Annotated in this window: 13 protein-coding genes; 6 read left to right on the top strand and 7 right to left on the bottom strand. The window is 72.8% G+C overall.

Going from position 1 to position 17081, the window contains the following annotated elements:
* The first annotated feature begins 57 nt into the window (after positions 1-57).
* The gene (locus tag NYF13_RS02290; protein WP_315653809.1) at positions 58-1323 is read left to right on the top strand and encodes a cytochrome P450; all 1266 of its coding nucleotides are present in this window, start codon (positions 58-60) and stop codon (positions 1321-1323) included.
* Positions 1324-1450: 127 nt separating this feature from the next.
* On the opposite strand, the gene NYF13_RS02295 is transcribed toward NYF13_RS02290, so the two are convergent.
* Complete coding sequence (locus tag NYF13_RS02295) at positions 1451-2362, bottom strand: transketolase (protein WP_315653810.1); 912 nt, start codon at positions 2360-2362, stop codon at positions 1451-1453.
* The gene (locus NYF13_RS02300) at positions 2359-3051 is read right to left on the bottom strand and encodes a thiamine pyrophosphate-dependent enzyme (protein ID WP_315653811.1); all 693 of its coding nucleotides are present in this window, start codon (positions 3049-3051) and stop codon (positions 2359-2361) included. The genes NYF13_RS02295 and NYF13_RS02300 overlap by 4 nt, the downstream gene beginning before the upstream one ends.
* 268 nt (positions 3052-3319) lie before the next feature.
* On the opposite strand from NYF13_RS02300, the gene NYF13_RS02305 reads away from it, so the two are divergent.
* The 4 genes from NYF13_RS02305 (at position 3320) to NYF13_RS02320 (ending at position 8129) form a co-directional block, all read left to right on the top strand.
* The gene (locus tag NYF13_RS02305; RefSeq protein WP_315653812.1) at positions 3320-4588 is read left to right on the top strand and encodes a cytochrome P450; all 1269 of its coding nucleotides are present in this window, start codon (positions 3320-3322) and stop codon (positions 4586-4588) included.
* Positions 4589-4649: 61 nt separating this feature from the next.
* Complete coding sequence (locus NYF13_RS02310; RefSeq protein ID WP_315657155.1) at positions 4650-5393, top strand: alpha/beta fold hydrolase; 744 nt, start codon at positions 4650-4652, stop codon at positions 5391-5393.
* The gene (locus NYF13_RS02315; RefSeq protein ID WP_315653813.1) at positions 5390-6592 is read left to right on the top strand and encodes a phthiocerol/phthiodiolone dimycocerosyl transferase family protein; all 1203 of its coding nucleotides are present in this window, start codon (positions 5390-5392) and stop codon (positions 6590-6592) included. The genes NYF13_RS02310 and NYF13_RS02315 overlap by 4 nt, the downstream gene beginning before the upstream one ends.
* A gap of 7 nt (positions 6593-6599) precedes the next feature.
* Positions 6600-8129, top strand: a complete 1530-nt coding sequence (locus NYF13_RS02320) for a bifunctional 3-(3-hydroxy-phenyl)propionate/3-hydroxycinnamic acid hydroxylase (protein WP_315653814.1) — start codon at positions 6600-6602, stop codon at positions 8127-8129.
* A gap of 4 nt (positions 8130-8133) precedes the next feature.
* Here NYF13_RS02320 and NYF13_RS02325 read toward each other — a convergent pair whose 3' ends face one another.
* The 5 genes from NYF13_RS02325 to NYF13_RS02345 are packed head-to-tail and all read right to left on the bottom strand — an operon-like array spanning position 8134 to position 14695.
* Entirely contained in the window at positions 8134-9168 is a 1035-nt protein-coding gene (locus NYF13_RS02325) for a CoA transferase (RefSeq protein WP_315653815.1), read from the bottom strand.
* Entirely contained in the window at positions 9165-9557 is a 393-nt protein-coding gene (locus tag NYF13_RS02330) for a cobalamin B12-binding domain-containing protein (RefSeq protein ID WP_315653816.1), read from the bottom strand. The genes NYF13_RS02325 and NYF13_RS02330 overlap by 4 nt, the downstream gene beginning before the upstream one ends.
* On the bottom strand, positions 9557-11137 hold the full coding sequence (locus tag NYF13_RS02335; RefSeq protein WP_315653817.1) for a methylmalonyl-CoA mutase family protein: 1581 nt from the start codon (positions 11135-11137) through the stop codon (positions 9557-9559). The genes NYF13_RS02330 and NYF13_RS02335 overlap by 1 nt, the downstream gene beginning before the upstream one ends.
* Position 11138: 1 nt before the next feature.
* Positions 11139-12926 carry an ABC transporter ATP-binding protein gene (locus NYF13_RS02340; RefSeq protein ID WP_315653818.1) on the bottom strand — a complete coding sequence of 596 codons (1788 nt, stop codon included), beginning with the start codon at positions 12924-12926 and terminating at the stop codon, positions 11139-11141.
* The gene (locus tag NYF13_RS02345; RefSeq protein ID WP_315653819.1) at positions 12926-14695 is read right to left on the bottom strand and encodes an ABC transporter ATP-binding protein; all 1770 of its coding nucleotides are present in this window, start codon (positions 14693-14695) and stop codon (positions 12926-12928) included. The genes NYF13_RS02340 and NYF13_RS02345 overlap by 1 nt, the downstream gene beginning before the upstream one ends.
* 317 nt (positions 14696-15012) lie before the next feature.
* Here NYF13_RS02345 and NYF13_RS02350 point away from each other — a divergent pair, with 317 nt between their 5' ends.
* Positions 15013-17010, top strand: coding sequence for a multicopper oxidase domain-containing protein (locus NYF13_RS02350; protein ID WP_315653820.1), 1998 nt, complete (start codon positions 15013-15015; stop codon positions 17008-17010).
* Positions 17011-17081: the final 71 nt, after the last annotated feature.

Genomic DNA, 17081 nt, shown 5'->3' on the forward strand with positions numbered 1-17081 from the left:
CCTACGCTCCGACTTGACCAGGCCGGCCGGGTGATCCGGGAATGGAGTTCCGCCGCAGTGACGACCGAAGTGACCGAGGACCCGCCCAGCGGCGAAGCGATGCGCTCGCCGATCCCCGAGGAGTACGTCCGGCGCGAAGACCCGTTCACGGTGCCGGCCGCCCTGCTGGCGATGGCCGAGCAGGGCCCGGTCGCCCAGGCGACGCTGTCCAGTGGTGAACCGTTCTGGCTCGTGTCCGGGTTCGACGAGGCCCGCGCGGTGCTCTCGGACCCGCGCTTCTCCTCCGACCGGTTCAGCTACCACCCCCGGTTCAAGGAACTGTCCGAAGAGGTCCGCGAGCTGATGCGCGACGACAAGGCGCGGGCCGGGTCGTTCATCAACATGGACCCGCCCGAGCACACCCGGTACCGCAAGCTGCTCACCGGGCAGTTCACCGTCCGCCGGATCCGCGAGCTCGGCGCGCGGATCGAGCAGATCGTGGCCGACCGGCTGGACGCCATGCTGGCCGCCGGCACCACCGCCGACCTGATGGCCGAGTTCGCGTTCCCCGTCCCCTCGCTGATGATCTGCGAGCTGCTCGGGGTGCCCTACGCGGACCGGGCGGAGTTCCAGCAGCGCGCGGTGCTGCTGCTGCAGATGAACATGCCGGTCAACGAGGGGCTTGAGAACCTCGAAGCCCTGCGCGCGTTCCTCCTGCGGCTGATCACCGAGAAGCGGGCGAACCCCGCCGACGACCTGCTCTCCGGGCTGATCCACCACGCCGGGGCCGATCCCGCGCTCACCGACGACGAGCTGATCAACATCGCCAACCTGCTGCTGCTGGCCGGGTACGACACCACGGCGAGCATGCTGGGGCTGGGCATCTTCGTGCTGCTGCAACGGCCCGACCAGCTCGCCGCCCTGCGCGACGACCCCTCGCGCACCGAGGACGCCGTCGAAGAGATGCTGCGCTACCTGTCCGTGGTCAACCCCGGGCTCTTCCGGTTCGCCACCGTGGACCTGGAGCTGGGCGGCCAGCCGATCCCGGCCGGCTCGACCGTCGTGGTGTCCGTGGTGGCCACCAACCGGGACGGGCAGCACTGGCCGGACCCGCAGGAGCTGGACCTCACCCGCGCCCGCGGTCCGCACCTGGCCTTCGGGCACGGCGTCCACCAGTGCCTCGGCCAGCAACTGGCCCGGATGGAGTTGCAGATCGGCTACCCCGCGCTGCTGCGCCGGCTGCCCGGGCTCCGGCTCGCCGTGCCGCCGTCGGAGATCGCCCTGCGCAACGACATGCTGACCTACGGCGTGCACTCCCTGCCGGTGGTCTGGGACGCCCCCTGACCCCGCGCACCTCCTGACGCACCGAAGGCCGGTCCGGGCCGAGTGACCTGGACCGGCCTTTTTTCGTGCCGGAAACGCCGAAAAGCTCCGCACCCGCCGGGGCGGGTGCGGAGCCAGGGGGATCGGGTCAGCGCAGGAAGGCGGCGATCGACTCGGCCAGACCGGCCGCGTCCACCCCGAGCAGCCGGTCGTGCTCCTCGGCCGTGCCGTACACGCGGGCCTCGCGGTCCCGCCAGGTGCCGAAGGACCGCAGCCGGTGCGGCACGTCGGCGAGCGCCTCGTTCACCTCGAACGCCGAGGTGCCGCGCAGGTACGGCTCGACCAGCACCACGTCCGGCCGGGCCGCCCCCACCGCGGCCCGCAGGCCGGCGTGGTCGAACGGCCGGATCGTCGCGGTGTACAGCACGGTGACGTCCAGGTTGGCGGTCGCGCCGAGCACCTGGTCCAGCACCGGGCCGACCGCGACCACGACACCGTCCCGGCCCCGCCGCAGCTCGGTGAAGCCGTCGGCGACCGGCACCGCTTCGGTGTTGACCCGCTCGGACAGCCGCACGTAGACCCGTCCGTCGCCGGCGATCGCCCGGCGCAGCAGCGGCGCGACCTCGTCCTCGTGACCCGGCACGTGCACGGTCCAGCCCGGCAGGGTGTCCAGCAGCGCCACGTCGCCGGGGGCCTGGTGGGTGCGGCCCCACGACGGGTCGTCGTAGGAGGCGCCGACGCTGACCAGCACCGCGCCGACGTCCTGGTGCCCGAGACCGATCTTGAGCTGCTCGAACGGCCGCTCGATAAGGAACGGCCCGTAGGTGTGCACCATCGGCCGCATCCCGGCCAGCGCGAAGCCACCGGCGATGTCGATCATCGCCTGCTCCCGGATGCCGAGGTTGAGCACCCGGTCCGGGTGCTGCTCCTTGGCCCCCCAGAAGAACCACGACGAGATGTCCGCGGTCAGCACGACCAGCCGGGGATCGGTGGCCATCGTCTCGACCACCGTCTCGGCCCAGACGGTGCGCATCTGCTTCCTGGTCAGCTGGGCGGTCATGCCGCGCTCCCTTCGGTGACCGGGAGGACCTCCGCCACCACGACCTGCGGCCGTCCGGCGGGTTCCCTGGTCAGTGCCTCGTACAGGGCGTCGTGGTCCCGGCCGTTCACGGTGGTCGAGTCCCAGTTCTCGGTGGCGAACCGGGTGGCGATGCCACCCGGCCAGCCGAGGCTCGAGGTCTTGTTGTCGATCACCACGGCGGTGAGGCGGTCGAGCCCGAGCCGGCCGGCGATCGCCATCGTCTCGTGGTTGCTGCCTTCGTCGAACTCGCCGTCGCCCATCAGCACGACCACCCGGGCGTCGCGGCCCTGCGCCCGCAGCGCGAGCGCGGTCCCGACGCCGAGCGGGAGCCCGTGGCCGAGGGAACCGGCGCTGATCTCGACGCCGGGCGCCAGGTTGCGGTCCGGGTGCATCCCGAGCGGCGAACCCCACGTGCGCCAGGTGTCCAGCGCCTCCGGCTCGATGAAGCCCTTCGCGGCCAGCATCGTGTAGTAGGCCATCGGCCCGTGCCCCTTGGAGAGGTAGAACCGGTCGCGGTCGGGGTCGTCGATGTTCTCCGGCGACACGTTCAGCACCCGGTCGTAGAGCACCCAGAGAACGTCCAATGTGGACGTCGCGGCCGCCAGGTGCTTGTCGTCCCCGGTCAGCCGGGCGAACAGGCTCTTGATCGTCTCTTCTGTCGTCTGCATCTCGCGCTTCCTCGGTCGGGCTTGCGGAGGTCGGGAGGCCACGTTCTCCCGCAGGCTAGGGCAGCGGCGGCCCACCGGGTATCCCCCGTCCTGATAGCCGCCGATCCCCCCGGAAAGTCCACAAGGGACACGAACCGGTCGCGGGCCCGGCACTGCCAGGTTGGGGGATGCTCGGGCGGGCGCGGCTTCCCTATCGTCGGCGAACGGGGCCGAGGTGTGCCCACGGACGCGAGCGGACCGCCCGCTCGTCACCAGGAAAGGGAGGGCCATGACAGCCACTGCGGGGCCTTCGGCCGAACCGGTCGACCTGTTGTCGGCGGCGGTGGTCGCCGACCCGTTCGGCTGGTACGCGCGGCTGCGTGAAGAGCCGTTGCCGCACACCGGGACGCTGAACCTGGGCAAGGTGATGGGCGGGCCGGACATGTGGCTGGCCACCCGCTACGAGGACGTGCTCACGGTCCTCACCGACCCGCGGTTCCTCACCAACCCGCCGTCGGACTCCCCGCTGGCGGACGTGCGGGACGGCGTGTTCAAGGCGATGGACTTCCCCGAGGACCTGATCCCGTGGATGGCCAACAAGCTGAACACCTCCGACGGCGAGGACCACACCCGGCTGCGCAAGCTGGTCTCCTACGCGCTGACCGCGCGGCGCGTCAACGCGCTGCGGCCCCGGGTCGAGAAGATCACCGAAGACCTGCTGGACGAGCTGGCGCGGCAGAGCGCGGACGGTTCCCCGGTCGACCTGGTCGAGGAGTTCTGCTTCCCGCTGCCGGTCACGGTGATCTGCGAGCTCGTCGGCATCGACGAAGCCGACCGGTCGGCCTGGCACGACTGGGGCAACGCGATGGCCACCATGGACGGGCCCAAGATCCCGCCCGCGCTGCGCAAGTGCATCGAGCTGTCGCGCGAGCTGATGGCCCGCCGGCGCGTCGAGCCGAAGGACGACCTGGTCACGGCCCTCGTCCAGGCGCAGGCGGCCGACCCCGGCCGGGTCACCGACGACGAGATCGTCGGGATCCTGTTCAGCCTGGTCACCGCCGGGCACCAGACCACGACCTACCTGATCGGGAACTCGGTGCTGTTCCTGCTCGAACAGCAGGACCAGCTCGCCCGGCTGAAGGCGGACCCGTCGCTGTGGGCGCAGGCCGTGCGCGAGTTGCAGCGCCTGGGGCCCCTCCAGTTCACGCAGGTGCGCTTCCCCTCCGAAGACGTCGAGCTGGGCGGCATCACCATCCCCAAGGGCGTGCCGGTCGCGCCGCTGCTGCTGGCGGCCAACACCGACCCGCGCAAGTTCCCCGAGCCGGACAAGCTGATCATCGACCGGCTGTCGGTCACCAACGAGACCCACCTCAGCTTCGGCAAGGGCATCCACCGCTGCCTGGGCCAGCACCTGGCCTACCAGGAGGCCGAAGTGGCGCTGCACGGGCTGTTCACCCGGTTCCCGGACCTGAGCCTGGCCGTGCCGCGGGCGGAGCTGCCGTGGATCCTGCGGCCGGCGTTCACCCGGACCAGGACGCTTCCCCTGCACCTCGCCTGAGCACCCGACCCGGGAAGGACGGACGGCCGTGTCCCACTCCGTGGAGACCGTCGACAAGTGGATACGCCGGTTCCGGCCGGCGCCGGACGCGCGGGTCCGCCTCGTGGCGCTGCCGCACGCCGGTGGGTCGGCGAGCTTCTTCTTCCCGCTGGCCCGGGCCCTCGCGCCCGACGTCGAAGTCCTGGCGGTCCAGTACCCGGGCCGCCAGGACCGGCGGCACGAGCCACCGGTCGACACGATCGGCCGGATGGCGGACCGGCTCCTGACCGCGCTGCGGCCGTTCGACGACCGCCCGATCGCGCTGTTCGGGCACAGCATGGGCGCGCTCGTCGGCTACGAACTGGGGCTGCGGATGCCGGGCGCGGGCCTGCCCGAGCCCAGGCATCTGTTCGCCTCCGGCCGGCGGGCGCCCTCGCACTACCGCGACGACGGGCTGCAGGGCGTGCCGGACGACGTGCTCGTGACCGAACTGGCGGCGCTCGGCGGCTCCGACCCGACCGTGCTCGACGACCCGGAGGTGCTGGAGCTCGTCCTGCCGGTGCTGCGCGCCGACTACCGGGCGGTCGACACCTACCGGCACGACCCCGGCGAGACGCTGAACTGCCCGATCACGGTGTTCACCGGGGCCGAAGACCCGCGGGTGTCGCTCGAGGAGGCCCGCGCCTGGGCCGGCCACACCACCGGCCCGACCGACCTGAACGTGCTGCCGGGCGGGCACTTCTTCCTGGTCGACCAGGCCGCCCCGATGCTCGCGACGATGGCGGCGAAACTGGCCGGCCCCGCGCTGACTGGAGGAAATCCGTGACCCGAGCCGGTATCCGGGCGCTGTCGCCCAGCGAGAGGATCCACGCCGTCCGGGAGGCCTACATCGGGTACACGGTCCGGGTCGCCGGGCGGCCGGATCCGGACGCGCTGCGGACCGCGTTCGAAGCCGTGTACCACGCTCACCCCCAGCTTTCGGCCCGCATCGAAGCGACCTCGGCCGGCCCCGCGCTCGCCGAGTCCGACGTGCCGCCCGAGATCCGGTTCGCCGAGGGCGACCCCGGGGCGCCGCTGGCCGGGATCGACTTCGACCAGCACCGGTCGCTGAGCGCGCTCAACGTGGTCGGCGATGGCGAGGAGACCGCCGTCTGCCTCGCGGTGCACCACAGCGTCGCCGACGCGCACCACGCCACCGCGCTCCTCTCCACGCTCTGGTCCGGCTACACCGACACCATCGTCGGAGCGCCGCTCGACCTGCCCCGGCAGCCGTACCCCCGGTCGCTGGAAGACCTGCTCGCCGACCGCGGCATCCACCCGTCCGCTCCGGGAGCACCGGCCGCCGCCCCGGGCCCGCCTCCGGCGCTGCCGGACCCGGTCGTCCGCCCCGTGGTCCAGCACCGCCTGAGCCCGGCCGAGACGACCGCGCTGACCGACCTCGGCCACCGCGAGCACGTGACGATCAACGGCCTGGTGTCGGGGGTGATCCTGCTGACCGAGGCCGAGCTGCGGGACGTGCCCCTGACCGACCTCGTCCACCGGTACTCGGTGAACCTGCGCGACCGCGTCACGCCGCCGATCGGCGCGACCGAGGGCACCAACGTGCTCGGCGGCGTGGGGTTCCGGGCCCCGGCGGAGGTCGAGCCGGACGCCGTCGCGCTCGGCCGGGCGATCGGCACCGGGCTGCGGGCCGACCTGGCCGACGGCTCCGTGCAGCGCAGCGTCCTGGACATGTTCAGCCGGCCCGCCGCCGCGAAGCCGTGGGACCCGGACCTGGCCCGCGTCACCGTCAGCATCATGAACTGGGGGGTCATCCCGCCGATGCGCACGCCGGGGGGACTGCGGCTGACCAACCTGCACTCCGCGTCCCGGATGCGGGAGCCCGTCGCGATCGGCGGGTACGTGCTGAACACCTTCGGCGGCCGGATCGGCATCGACCTGGTGTGGCCCGAGGACGATCCGACGCTGCCCGCGCGGGTCGACGCCCTGCGCGAACGGCTCGGCCACCTGCTCCGGGCCCGGTGAGGCGGCCGTGCCGGACGCGGACGTCCTCATCGTCGGCAACGGGCCGATCGGCGCGACCCTGGCCGTGCTGCTGGCGCAGCGCGGGCACCGGGTGACCGTGCTCGAACGCCGGCCCCGGCCGTACCCACTGCCCCGCGCGACCAGCTTCGACGGCGAGACCGCCCGGCTGCTGGCCGGCACCGGCATCGGCCCGGACCTCGGGCGGATCACCGAGCCGGCCAACGGCTACCAGTGGCAGACCGCCACCGGCGAAGCCCTGCTGGACATCGCGTTCACCACCAGCGGTCCGTACGGCTGGCCGGACGCCAACACCGTGCACCAGCCGGCGCTGGAGGAGCTGATCGCCGCCCGGGCGAGGGAACTGCCGGTCACCGTGCTGCGCGGGCACGAGGCCGTCGACCTCACCGACGGCGCCGACGGCGTGCGGGTGACCGCGATCGACGAAGACGACGACTCGCACACGCTGTCGGCCCGGTGGGTCGTGGGCTGCGACGGCGCCAACAGCTTCGTCCGCGAGCACCTCGACGTGCCGGTGACCGACCTCGGCTTTTCCTACGAGTGGCTGCTCTGCGACGTCCGGCTGAACGAGCCGCGCGAGTTCGTGCCGACGAACGTGCAGATCTGCGACCCGGCCCGGCCGACGACCCTGGTGGGCAGCGGTCCCGGCCGCCGGCGCTGGGAGTTCATGCGGCTGCCGGGCGAGAACGCGGCCGAACTGAACGCCGACGAGACCGCGTGGCGGCTGATGGCGCCGTTCGGCGTCACGCCGGACACCGCGGCCCTGCTGCGCAGCACCACCTACATCTTCCAGGCCCGGTGGGCCGAGCGGTGGCGGGCCGGGCACGTCCTGCTCGCCGGGGACGCGGCCCACCTCATGCCGCCCTTCGCCGGGCAGGGCATGTGCTCGGGCATCCGCGACGCGGTCAACCTGGCGTGGAAGCTGGACCTCACGCTGACCGGCCGGGCCGATGAGTCCCTTGTGGACACCTACGGGGAGGAGCGCCGGGCCCAGGCCAAGGCCGCGATCCTCGCGTCGGTCCAGCTCGGCCGGGTCATCTGCGTGACCGACCCGGACGCCGCCGCCGAACGGGACGCCACCGTGCTGGCCAACCGCCGCGGCCGGCCGGCAAGCCGGCCGGAACCGGCGAAACCGCTCACCGGCGGGCTGCGGCACGAGAGCCCGGGCGCGGGCGAGGTCGTGCCCCAGGGCCGCGTGTGCCGGCCCGGGGGCACCGGGCGGTTCGACGACGTCGTCGGCCGGGGGTTCGTCCTGCTCACCACCGAGGAACTCGACACCGAGGAGCTCGACACCGACCGCGCGGAGTTCCTCGCCGGGCTCGGCACGCACGTGCTGCGGCTGACCGCCGACCTCGACGCGGACGACGTCTACCGGCCGTACCTGGCGCGGTTCGGCGCGAGCTCGCTGCTCGTGCGGCCCGACTACCACGTCTTCGGCAGCTCGGCCGGCCGTCGCGGCCTCGAAGCCCTGGTCGACGCGCTGCGGGACCGGCTGCGGGCCACGGTGCCGGCCCGCTGACCCCTCAGCCGTGCTCGCCCAGCCGGGGTGGTGGGCGGTACTCCGGCTCGTACCCGGCGATCCGGACCGGGCTGCCGACCAGCCGGTACTCCCCCGCCGTGACCACGGCACCCGGGGCGGCGGCCAGCGCTTCCGGCAGCGTCCGGACGGCCGACACCGGCACGCCGAGCGGGCGCAACCGGGCCTCCCAGGACCGGGCGGTGTCCCGGGCGAGCACCTCGGTCACCACCGCGAGCACCTCTTCGCGCCGCGCGACGCGCTCGGCCATCGTCTCGAACCCGGCGATGCCCACCTCGCCGGCGAACGCCTTCCAGAAACCGTCGTGCGTGATGAACAGGGCCAGGTGGCCCTCGCTGGTCGGGAACAGCTGCGCGGGCACGTAGAACGAGTGCGCGCCGAACGGCCGCCGGACCGGTTCGGTGCCCTCGTTCAGGTAAGCCGAAGCCCGGTAGTTGAGCTGGGACAGCATCACGTCCCGCAGCGACACCTCGATCTGCCCGCCCCGGCCGGAGACGATCTGGGCCAGCAGACCGAGCGCGGCGGTCAGCCCGGCGGAGTTGTCGGCGGCCGAATAGCCGGGCAGGGTCGGCGGTCCGGCGGGATCGCCGGTGAGCGCGGCGACGCCGGTGGCCGCCTGGACCACGTAGTCGAAAGCCGGCTCGTCGCCCGCGGCCAGCCCGAAGCCGGTCACCGCGACGCACACGATCCGCTCGTTCCACTGCCGCAGCGCGTCGTAGGTGAGACCGAAGCGGTGGATCGCCGACGGCTTCAGGTTGGCCAGCAGCGCGTGCGCCCCGGTGACCAGCTCGCCCAGGCGCCGCCGGCCGGTGTCGGTCCCGAGGTCCAGGCAGACGCTCTGCTTGTTCCGGTTGACGCTGGCGAAGTAGGCGTCGCTGACCTGCCGGGACAGGTCACCGGACGGCGGCTCGACCTTGACCACCTCCGCGCCCAGGTCCGCCAGCAGCATCGTGGCGTACGGGCCCGCGAGGATGTGCCCGACCTCCAGCACGCGGATGCCCGCGAGCGGGCCGGTGCTCACCCCTGGCCCGTCAGCTTGCCGAACTCCGCCACGAGCGCGTCGAGCCCCGCGCCGGTCGGGAACACCGCGGCCGCGCCCGCCTCCTTCAGCCGCTCCACGTCCCCGGGCGGGATCGTGCCGCCGACGACCACCGCGATGTCCCCGGCGCCCGCGGCCCGCAACCCCTGCACCGTGCGCGTGGTCAGCGACAGGTGCGCACCGGAGAGGATGCTCAGGCCGACCACGGCGACGTCCTCCTGCAGCGCCATCGTCACGATCTCCTCGATCCGCTTGCGGATGCCGGTGAAGATCACCTCGTACCCCGCGTCGCGCAGCGCGCGGGCGACGATCTTCGCGCCCCGGTCGTGGCCGTCGAGACCGGGCTTGGCGACCAGCACGCGGGCCGGCATCAGAACACCACCGGCTGCCGGAACTCGCCCCAGACTTCCTTGAGGGCGGCGACGATCTCGCCGATCGTGCAGTAGGCGCCGGCGCAGTCGATGAGCGGTGTCATCAGGTTTCCCTCACCCTCCGCGGTCCGGGCCAGCGCGGTGAGGGTGGTGCGCACGGCCGCGCCGTCCCGCTCCGCCTTCACCCGCGCCAGCCGCTCCAGCTGCAGTTGCCGGCCTTCGGCGTCGAGCTCGTACATCGCGACCTCGGGTGGCTCCTGCGCCGAGGTGAACCGGTTGACCCCGACGACCGGGCGCAGACCCGCTTCGACGTCCCGGTGCAGCCGGTACGCCTCGTCGGCGATCAGGCCCTGGAGGTAGCCGTCCTCGATGGCCCGGACCATCCCGCCGTGCGCGTCGAGGTCCGCCATGATCGCGACGATGCGTTCCTCGGTCGCGTCGGTGAGCGCCTCGACGAAGTAGGACCCGCCGAGCGGGTCCGCCACCCGGGCCACGCCGGTCTCGTGCGCGAGGATCTGCTGGGTCCGCAGCGCCAGCGTCGCCGATTCCTCGCTCGGCAGGGCGAACGGCTCGTCCCAGGCGGCGGTGAACATCGACTGCACCCCACCCAGCACGGACGCCATCGCCTCGTAGGCCACGCGCACGGTGTTGTTCTGCGCCTGCGGCGCGTACAACGAGGCCCCACCGGCGACGCAGCCGAACCGGAACATCGCCGCCTTGTCGGTGCGGGCGCCGTACCGCTCGCGCACGATCGTCGCCCAGCGCCGCCGGCCCGCCCGGTACTTGGCGATCTCCTCGAAGAAATCGCCGTGGGTGTAGAAGAAGAACGAAATCTGCGGGGCGAACTCGTCGATGGTCATCCGGCCCCGCGCCAGCACGGTGTCGCAGTAGGTGACGCCGTCGGCGAGGGTGAAGGCCATCTCCTGCACCGCCGTCGCCCCGGCGTCGCGGAAGTGCGCGCCGGCGACGGAGATCGCGTTGAACTTCGGCACCTCGGCCGCGCAGAACTCGATGGTGTCGGCGATCAGCCGCAGCGACGGCTCCGGCGGCCAGATCCACGTGCCGCGGGAGGCGTACTCCTTCAGGATGTCGTTCTGGATGGTGCCGGTCAGCTTCGCCCGGGGCACGCCCGCGCGCTCGGCGGCGGCGACGTAGAACGCCAGCAGGATCGCGGCCGTGCCGTTGATGGTGAAGCTGGTGCTGATCGCCTCCAGCGGGATGCCGGCGAAGAGGACCTCCGCGTCGGCGAGCGTGTCCACCGCCACGCCGACGCGGCCGACCTCGTCGACGACCTCCGGGTCGTCGGAGTCGTACCCGCACTGCGTGGGCAGGTCGAGCGCGACCGACAGCCCGGTACCGCCCTGGCTCAGCAGGTAGCGGTAGCGGCGGTTCGACTCTTCGGCCGTGCCGAACCCGGAGTACTGCCGGAAGGTCCACAGCTTCTTCCGGTAGCCGGCGGCGAAGTTGCCGCGGGTGAAGGGAAACGTGCCCGGGTCGGGCGGATCGGCCGCCCGGTCCGCCGGCCCGTACACCGCCCGCACCGGAATACCGGAGGGGGTGCGCACTTGCTCGTCGGTCACTTCACACCACCGGGCCGGGGCGGGAGAACTGGGCGGCGTGGAGCCGGGCGTAGGCCCCACCGGTTTCGAGCAGCTCCTCGTGGGTGCCCTGCTCGACGATGCGGCCGGACTCCACGACCAGGATCAGGTCGGCTTCCCGGATGGTGGACAGGCGGTGGGCGATGACGAAGCTCGTCCGGCCGTGGCGCAGCGCCGCCAGTCCCTGCTGGACGAGCATCTCGGTCCGGGTGTCCACCGCGCTGGTCGCCTCGTCGAGCACCAGGATCGCCGGTTCGACGAGGAACGCGCGGGCGATGGTGATGAGCTGCCGCTCCCCGGCCGAGAGGCCGTCGCCCTCAGAGCCGAGCGCGGTGTCGTAGCCGTCGGGCAGGGTGCGGATCAGGTGGTCGGCGTGCACGGCGGTCGCCGCGGCGACGATCTCCTCCCGGGTGGCGCCGGGACGGCCGTAGGCGATGTTCTCGGCGATCGTGCCGCCGTAGAGCCAGGTGTCCTGGAGCACCATGCCGATCCGGCGGCGCAGGTCGTCGCGGGTCAGCTCGGTGATGTCCACGCCGTCGACGGCGATCGTGCCGCTGTCCGCGTCGTAGAACCGCAGCAGCAGGTTGACCAGCGTGGTCTTGCCGGCGCCGGTGGGCCCGACGATGGCCACCGTCTGTCCGGGTTGGACGGTCACCGACAGGTGCTCGATCAGCGGCCGGTCCGGCCGGTAGCGGAAGGACACGTCGGTGAACACGACCCGCCCGGTGAGCGCGGCCGACCGCTGCGGGGTGACCGGGTCGGGCCGCTGCGGCTCGGCGTCGTGCAGCTCGAACACCCGCTCGGCCGAGGCGAGGGCGGACTGGATCGGCCCGGTGAGCGACGCGATCAGCGAGATCGGCTGGTTGAACCGCAGCACGTACTGGATGAACGCCTGCAGCGCGCCGATGGTCAGCGCGCCGCCCGCGACGCGGACCCCGCCGACCACCGCGATCAGCACGAATCCGACGTTGCCGAGGAAGGTCAGGGCCGGGGCGACCAGCCCGGAGCGGAACTGCGCTTCGGCACCGGCCGTGCGCACCTCGTCGTTGTACCGGCCGAAGGTCTCCCGCGCCTGGCTCCAGCGCCCGAACGCGGTGACGAGGTCGTGCCCGGTGTAGACGTCCTCCAGGTGGCCGCCGAGCGCGCCGGTGGCCTTCCACTGCCGGGCGAACTGGGGCTTCGCGCGACGGGCCAGCGCGCGGGCCGTCCACACGGTCACCGGGACGACGGCCAGCGCGACCACGGTCAGCAGCAGCGAGATGCGCAGCATCATCACCAGCGAACCGAGGAAGAGGAACACCGACGTCAGCGCCAGGCTGGCCGTCTGCTGCACGGACTGGGCCACGTTGTCGATGTCGTTGGTGGTGCGGGAGAGCAGGTCGCCGCGGGACTGGGTGTCGAAGTAGGACAGCGGCAGCCGGGCCAGCGTCCGGTTGGTGCGTTCACGCAGCCGGAACGCCATCCGCTGCACCACGGTGGCGGTCAGCCGGCCCTGGGCGATCGTGGCCGCCCCGGACACCACGGCCAGCACCCCGGCCGCCACCAGGAAGCGGGTGACCGCGCCGAAGTCGACGGCGCCGCCGCGGATCCCGTCGACGATCGCGTCGGTGGCGTCCCCGAGCAGTTGCGGAATGGTGACCAGCGTGGCGTTGCCGACGACGGCCAGCGCGGCCATCCCGGTGATCCGCGCCCGGTCCGGGCGCATCGAGGCGAGCAGCCGCAGCGCGGCGCCGCGGCCGCCCGGCTCGGCGGGTGCCGGTGCGGTGCCCATCAGGCCGCCTCCCCGACGGTCAGCTGCGAATCGACGATCTGCGCGTAGGTGGTGCTGGTGGCCAGCAGCTCCTCGTGGGTGCCGGTGGCTTCGACCAGACCGGCTTCGAGCACCACGATCGTCTCCGCGGTGCGGATGGTGGACACGCGCTGGGCGACGACCACCACGGTGGCGTCGCCGATTTCCCGGGCCAGCGCGGTGCGCAACGCCGCCTCGGTGGCGTTGTCCAGTGCGGAGAACGCGTCGTCGAACAGGTAGATCCGGGGCCGCGCCAGCAGGACCCGGGCGATCGCCAGCCGCTGCCGCTGACCGCCGGAAACCGTGCTGCCGCCCTGTCCGATGGCGGTGTCCAGCCCGTCGGGCAGGGCCCGGACGAACTCGGCGGCCTGCGCGATCTCCAGCGCGTGCCACAGCCGCGCCTCGTCGGCGTCCGGGTCGCCGTAGCGCAGGTTGTCGGCGATCGTGCCGGCGAACAGGTACGCCCGCTGCGGCACCAGCCCGATCTGCCGGGACAGGTCGCCGCGCGCCACGTCGCGGACGTCGACGCCGTCGATGCGCACCGCGCCTTCGTCGACTTCGAGCAGCCGGGCCAGCACGGTGATCAGGGTCGTCTTGCCGCTGCCGGTCGAGCCGATGATCGCGGTGGTGCGGCCGGGCCGCGCGGTCAGGCTCACTCCCCGCAGCACCGGGCGTTCGGCGCCCGGATAGCCGAACGTGACGCCGTCGAGTTCGAGGTTCCCCCGCCACGCCGCCACGCCGACCGGCACGGCGGGTTCGGCGATACCCGGCTCGGTGTCCAGTACCTCGGTGATCCGGCCCGCGCTCACCTTCGCCCGCGGCGCCATCATGAACACGCTCAGCCCCTGCGTCACCGCGCCCAGGGTCAGCGTCAGGTAGGTCAGGAACGCGATCAGCGCGCCGAGCTGGAGCTCGCCGCCCACGACCCGGTGGCCGCCGATGGCCAGCACCGCGACCGAGGCCAGGTTGGAGATCAGCAGCGAAGTGGCGCCGAAGAACGCCTGCACCCGGCCGAGCCGGACGCCCACGCCCATCAGGTCGGTGTTCGCGTCGGCGAAGCGCTTGCGCTCGTTCTCGTCGCGGACGAACGCCCGGATCACGCGGATGCCGGTGATCTGCTCGCGCATCACGCGGTTGACCGCGTCCACGAACCGCTGCAGCAGCCGGGACGCCGGCACCATCTGCCGGATCAGCAAGCCGATCGTCACGACCCCGACCGGCACCGCGACCAGCAGCGCCAGCGAGGACGGCGCGTCCTGGCGCACCGCGAGAACGACGCCGCCGGTGCCGACGAAGGGTGCGGTCAGCAGCATGGCCAGCGCGGTGAACAGCAGCAACTGCACCTGCTGGACGTCGTTGGTGCTGCGGGTCAGCAGCGACGAGGCGCCGAACCGGCTCATCTCCCGGGCGGAGAAGCCCGACACCCGGTCGAACAACGCGGTCCGCAGGTCCGCGCCCAGCCCCATCGCCACCCGCGCGCCCAGCAGCACCGCGCCGCCCGCGCAACCGATCTGCACCAGCGTGGCGGCCAGCATGATCCCGCCGTGGCCGAGGATGTACCCGACGTCGCCGGTGAGCACGCCGCGGTCGACCACGTCGGCGTTGAGCGTCGGCAGGTAGAGCAACGCCGCCGCCTGCACGAGCTGGAACCCGGCGATCGCGGCGAGCGGCCGGCGGTAGGGGCGCAACCGGGGGCGCAGCAAGGAAACCAGCGAGGCCGGCGGGGAAGCCGGTTCGGGGGGTGCGGTCATCGCGCGACCCTAGCGGCCCGGACCGGGGCAGTGCTTCGTCCACTCGGGCCCGATCCCGGATGGACTCCGCGGTGGGCGCGGGCGGGTCGTCCGGTGACGGCGGGGGCGCGCACGGTGACCGGCCGGCCCGCGGCGGGGGGCAGCGCGCACCGAAGTGGAGCTGCTGCCACAGGAACGCCTCCGACCGGCGTGCGGGGCGCACGCGTCCTGCCAGCGTTTCCCAGGCGGCCCACCGGGGCCATCACTCACGTGAGTAGTCTCGATTACCGGCGGCCACGGCTCTGGTCACCGGGCATTCGGTAGCCGATGATGCCAGCGTGACTGATGAACGCCCGATGGATGACGATGACGGCCCGACCGATTCCGTTGGCCGCCGCACCTTCCTCACCGCCGCCATGGTCGGCTCGGCCGGTCTGGCGATCGGTGCGAACCTGCTCGGACCGAGCCTGCTCGGACCGAACGCACCCGAAGCGGTGGCCGGGACCCCGGTTCCGCTGCTCGGACCGGCGGGGCCGGACTTCGGCCTGACCAAATTCCTCGACCCGCTGCGGATCCCGCCGGTGCTGCGGCCCCGGCCGGAGCAGGAACTGCTCACCGTGCGGATGACCAACGCCCGGGTCAAGCTGCACTCGCAGCTGCCCGAAACCGCGTTGTGGACCTACGAAGGCCAGTTCCCCGGACCGACCATCGAGGTGCGCTGCGGACAGCGCACGCGCATCGCGTGGAGCAACGAACTCACCGGCAAAATTCCCCTGGTGGCCGCCCAGGTGCCGTTCGCCAAGCCGTCACCGGCGTACCTGCCCGGCTTCCGCAGCCCGGACGGCACCCTGCCCGCCGGCACCCGGCTGATCGACGGCGTCAGCGACCTGCCGCCGTGGAACGTGGTGCACCTGCACGGTTCGGTGACCCCCGCGCACAACGACGGCTGGGCGCACAACGGCATCACCACGGGGGACGCGCAGCTCTCCGAGTACCCGAACCGCCAGGCGGCGACCGCGCTCTGGTACCACGACCACGCGATGGCGGTGACCCGGTTCACCGTGTACGCCGGGCTGGCCGGCATGTACCTGATCCGCGACGCCGAAGAGGACGCGGCCGGGCTGCCCCGGGGCGAGCGGGAGATCCCGCTGATCATCACCGACCGCAACCTCGACACCGTGCCCTCGACCGGCGCGCTCACCGGTCAGCTCCTGTACAAGCAGGCCTACGTGCCCGCGTCCGGCACGACGGCCCCGCTCACCGCACCGTTCGTCCTGGTCAACGGCACCATCTGGCCGCACCTCGACGTGGCCGCGGGCCTGTACCGGTTCCGCGTGCTCAACGCGGCGAACTCCCGCTTCTTCCGCCTCGACCTGATCGACGAGGCGGGCGTCCTGCACAACGACGCGGTGAGCATCGTGGGCACCGACGCCGGGCTGCTGCCCGCGCCGGCCCCGATCCCGGTGGGCGGCCTGACGATCACCCCGGCCGAGCGCGTGGACCTGCTCGTCGACTTCAGCCGGTTCGCGGGCCAGCGCCTGCGCCTGACGAACACCGGCAGCGTCGGCGAAGCGGACATCATGGAGTTCCGCGTGGCTTCCCGCATCCGGCCGGAAAAGGTCCGCGTCCCGCAGAAGCTGTCGAAGTCCTACACGCGGCTCGGGCCCGGCACCGTGCCGGCCGACCACGACGAGGTCTTCGTCGCCCTGCTCCCGGGGACCACCGCCGGGGTGCCGGACCCGACCATGTGGGAGCTGAAGGAGATCACCGACCCGGCCCAGCTGCCGACGCAGTTCCCCACGGCCGGGGTCATCCAGCTCACCGACCCGGCCACCGGGCGGGTGCGGACGTTCAAGAAGGTCGCGGCCCTGTTCGACGACACGGTCTCGATCTTCATCAACCGCGGGCGCTGGGCGGTGTGGCACTTCCTCCAGCTCGGCGGTACGCCGCACCCGATGCACATCCACATGACGCGGCTCCAGTTCCTCGACCGCACGACGTGGACCGACCTGACCGCCTTCGACGTCCCGACGGGCGGCACCGTGCGGCCGCTGCCCGTACCGAACGCGGGACCGGCGCTGGAGAAGTGGGAGGAGGGCTGGAAGGACACCTTCCAGGCCCGCCAGGGCGAGTGGATCACCGTGGCCGGGCAGTTCGACGGCGCGTCCGGTGAATTCATGTACCACTGCCACATCCTCGAGCACGAGGACATGGGCATGATGCGCCCGTTCGTCGTCCACCCGCCGGAGATCGCCCGGTTCCACATGCACTCGAACGCGGCCGGGCCCGGCGCCGCGCCGGCCGCGGGCCACAGCGGTCACAGCGGCCACCGGTAGCCGGGAACCCGGGCCGGGGCCGAGCGGACCGGGGCCGAACGGACGCGGTCCGCTCGGCCCCGGCCCGGGAC

Origin of the sequence: Amycolatopsis sp. PS_44_ISF1 (assembly GCF_032335455.1) — a bacterium.
GTDB lineage: Bacteria > Actinomycetota > Actinomycetes > Mycobacteriales > Pseudonocardiaceae > Amycolatopsis.

Coding starts and splice junctions, on each gene's coding strand:
- NYF13_RS02295 (WP_315653810.1), bottom strand. CDS start 2,362: ATGACCGCCCAGCTGACCAGGAAGCAGATGCGCACCGTCTGGGCCGAG.
- NYF13_RS02300 (WP_315653811.1), bottom strand. CDS start 3,051: ATGCAGACGACAGAAGAGACGATCAAGAGCCTGTTCGCCCGGCTGACC.
- NYF13_RS02305 (WP_315653812.1), top strand. CDS start 3,320: ATGACAGCCACTGCGGGGCCTTCGGCCGAACCGGTCGACCTGTTGTCG.
- NYF13_RS02330 (WP_315653816.1), bottom strand. CDS start 9,557: ATGCCGGCCCGCGTGCTGGTCGCCAAGCCCGGTCTCGACGGCCACGAC.
- NYF13_RS02340 (WP_315653818.1), bottom strand. CDS start 12,926: ATGGGCACCGCACCGGCACCCGCCGAGCCGGGCGGCCGCGGCGCCGCG.
- NYF13_RS02345 (WP_315653819.1), bottom strand. CDS start 14,695: ATGACCGCACCCCCCGAACCGGCTTCCCCGCCGGCCTCGCTGGTTTCC.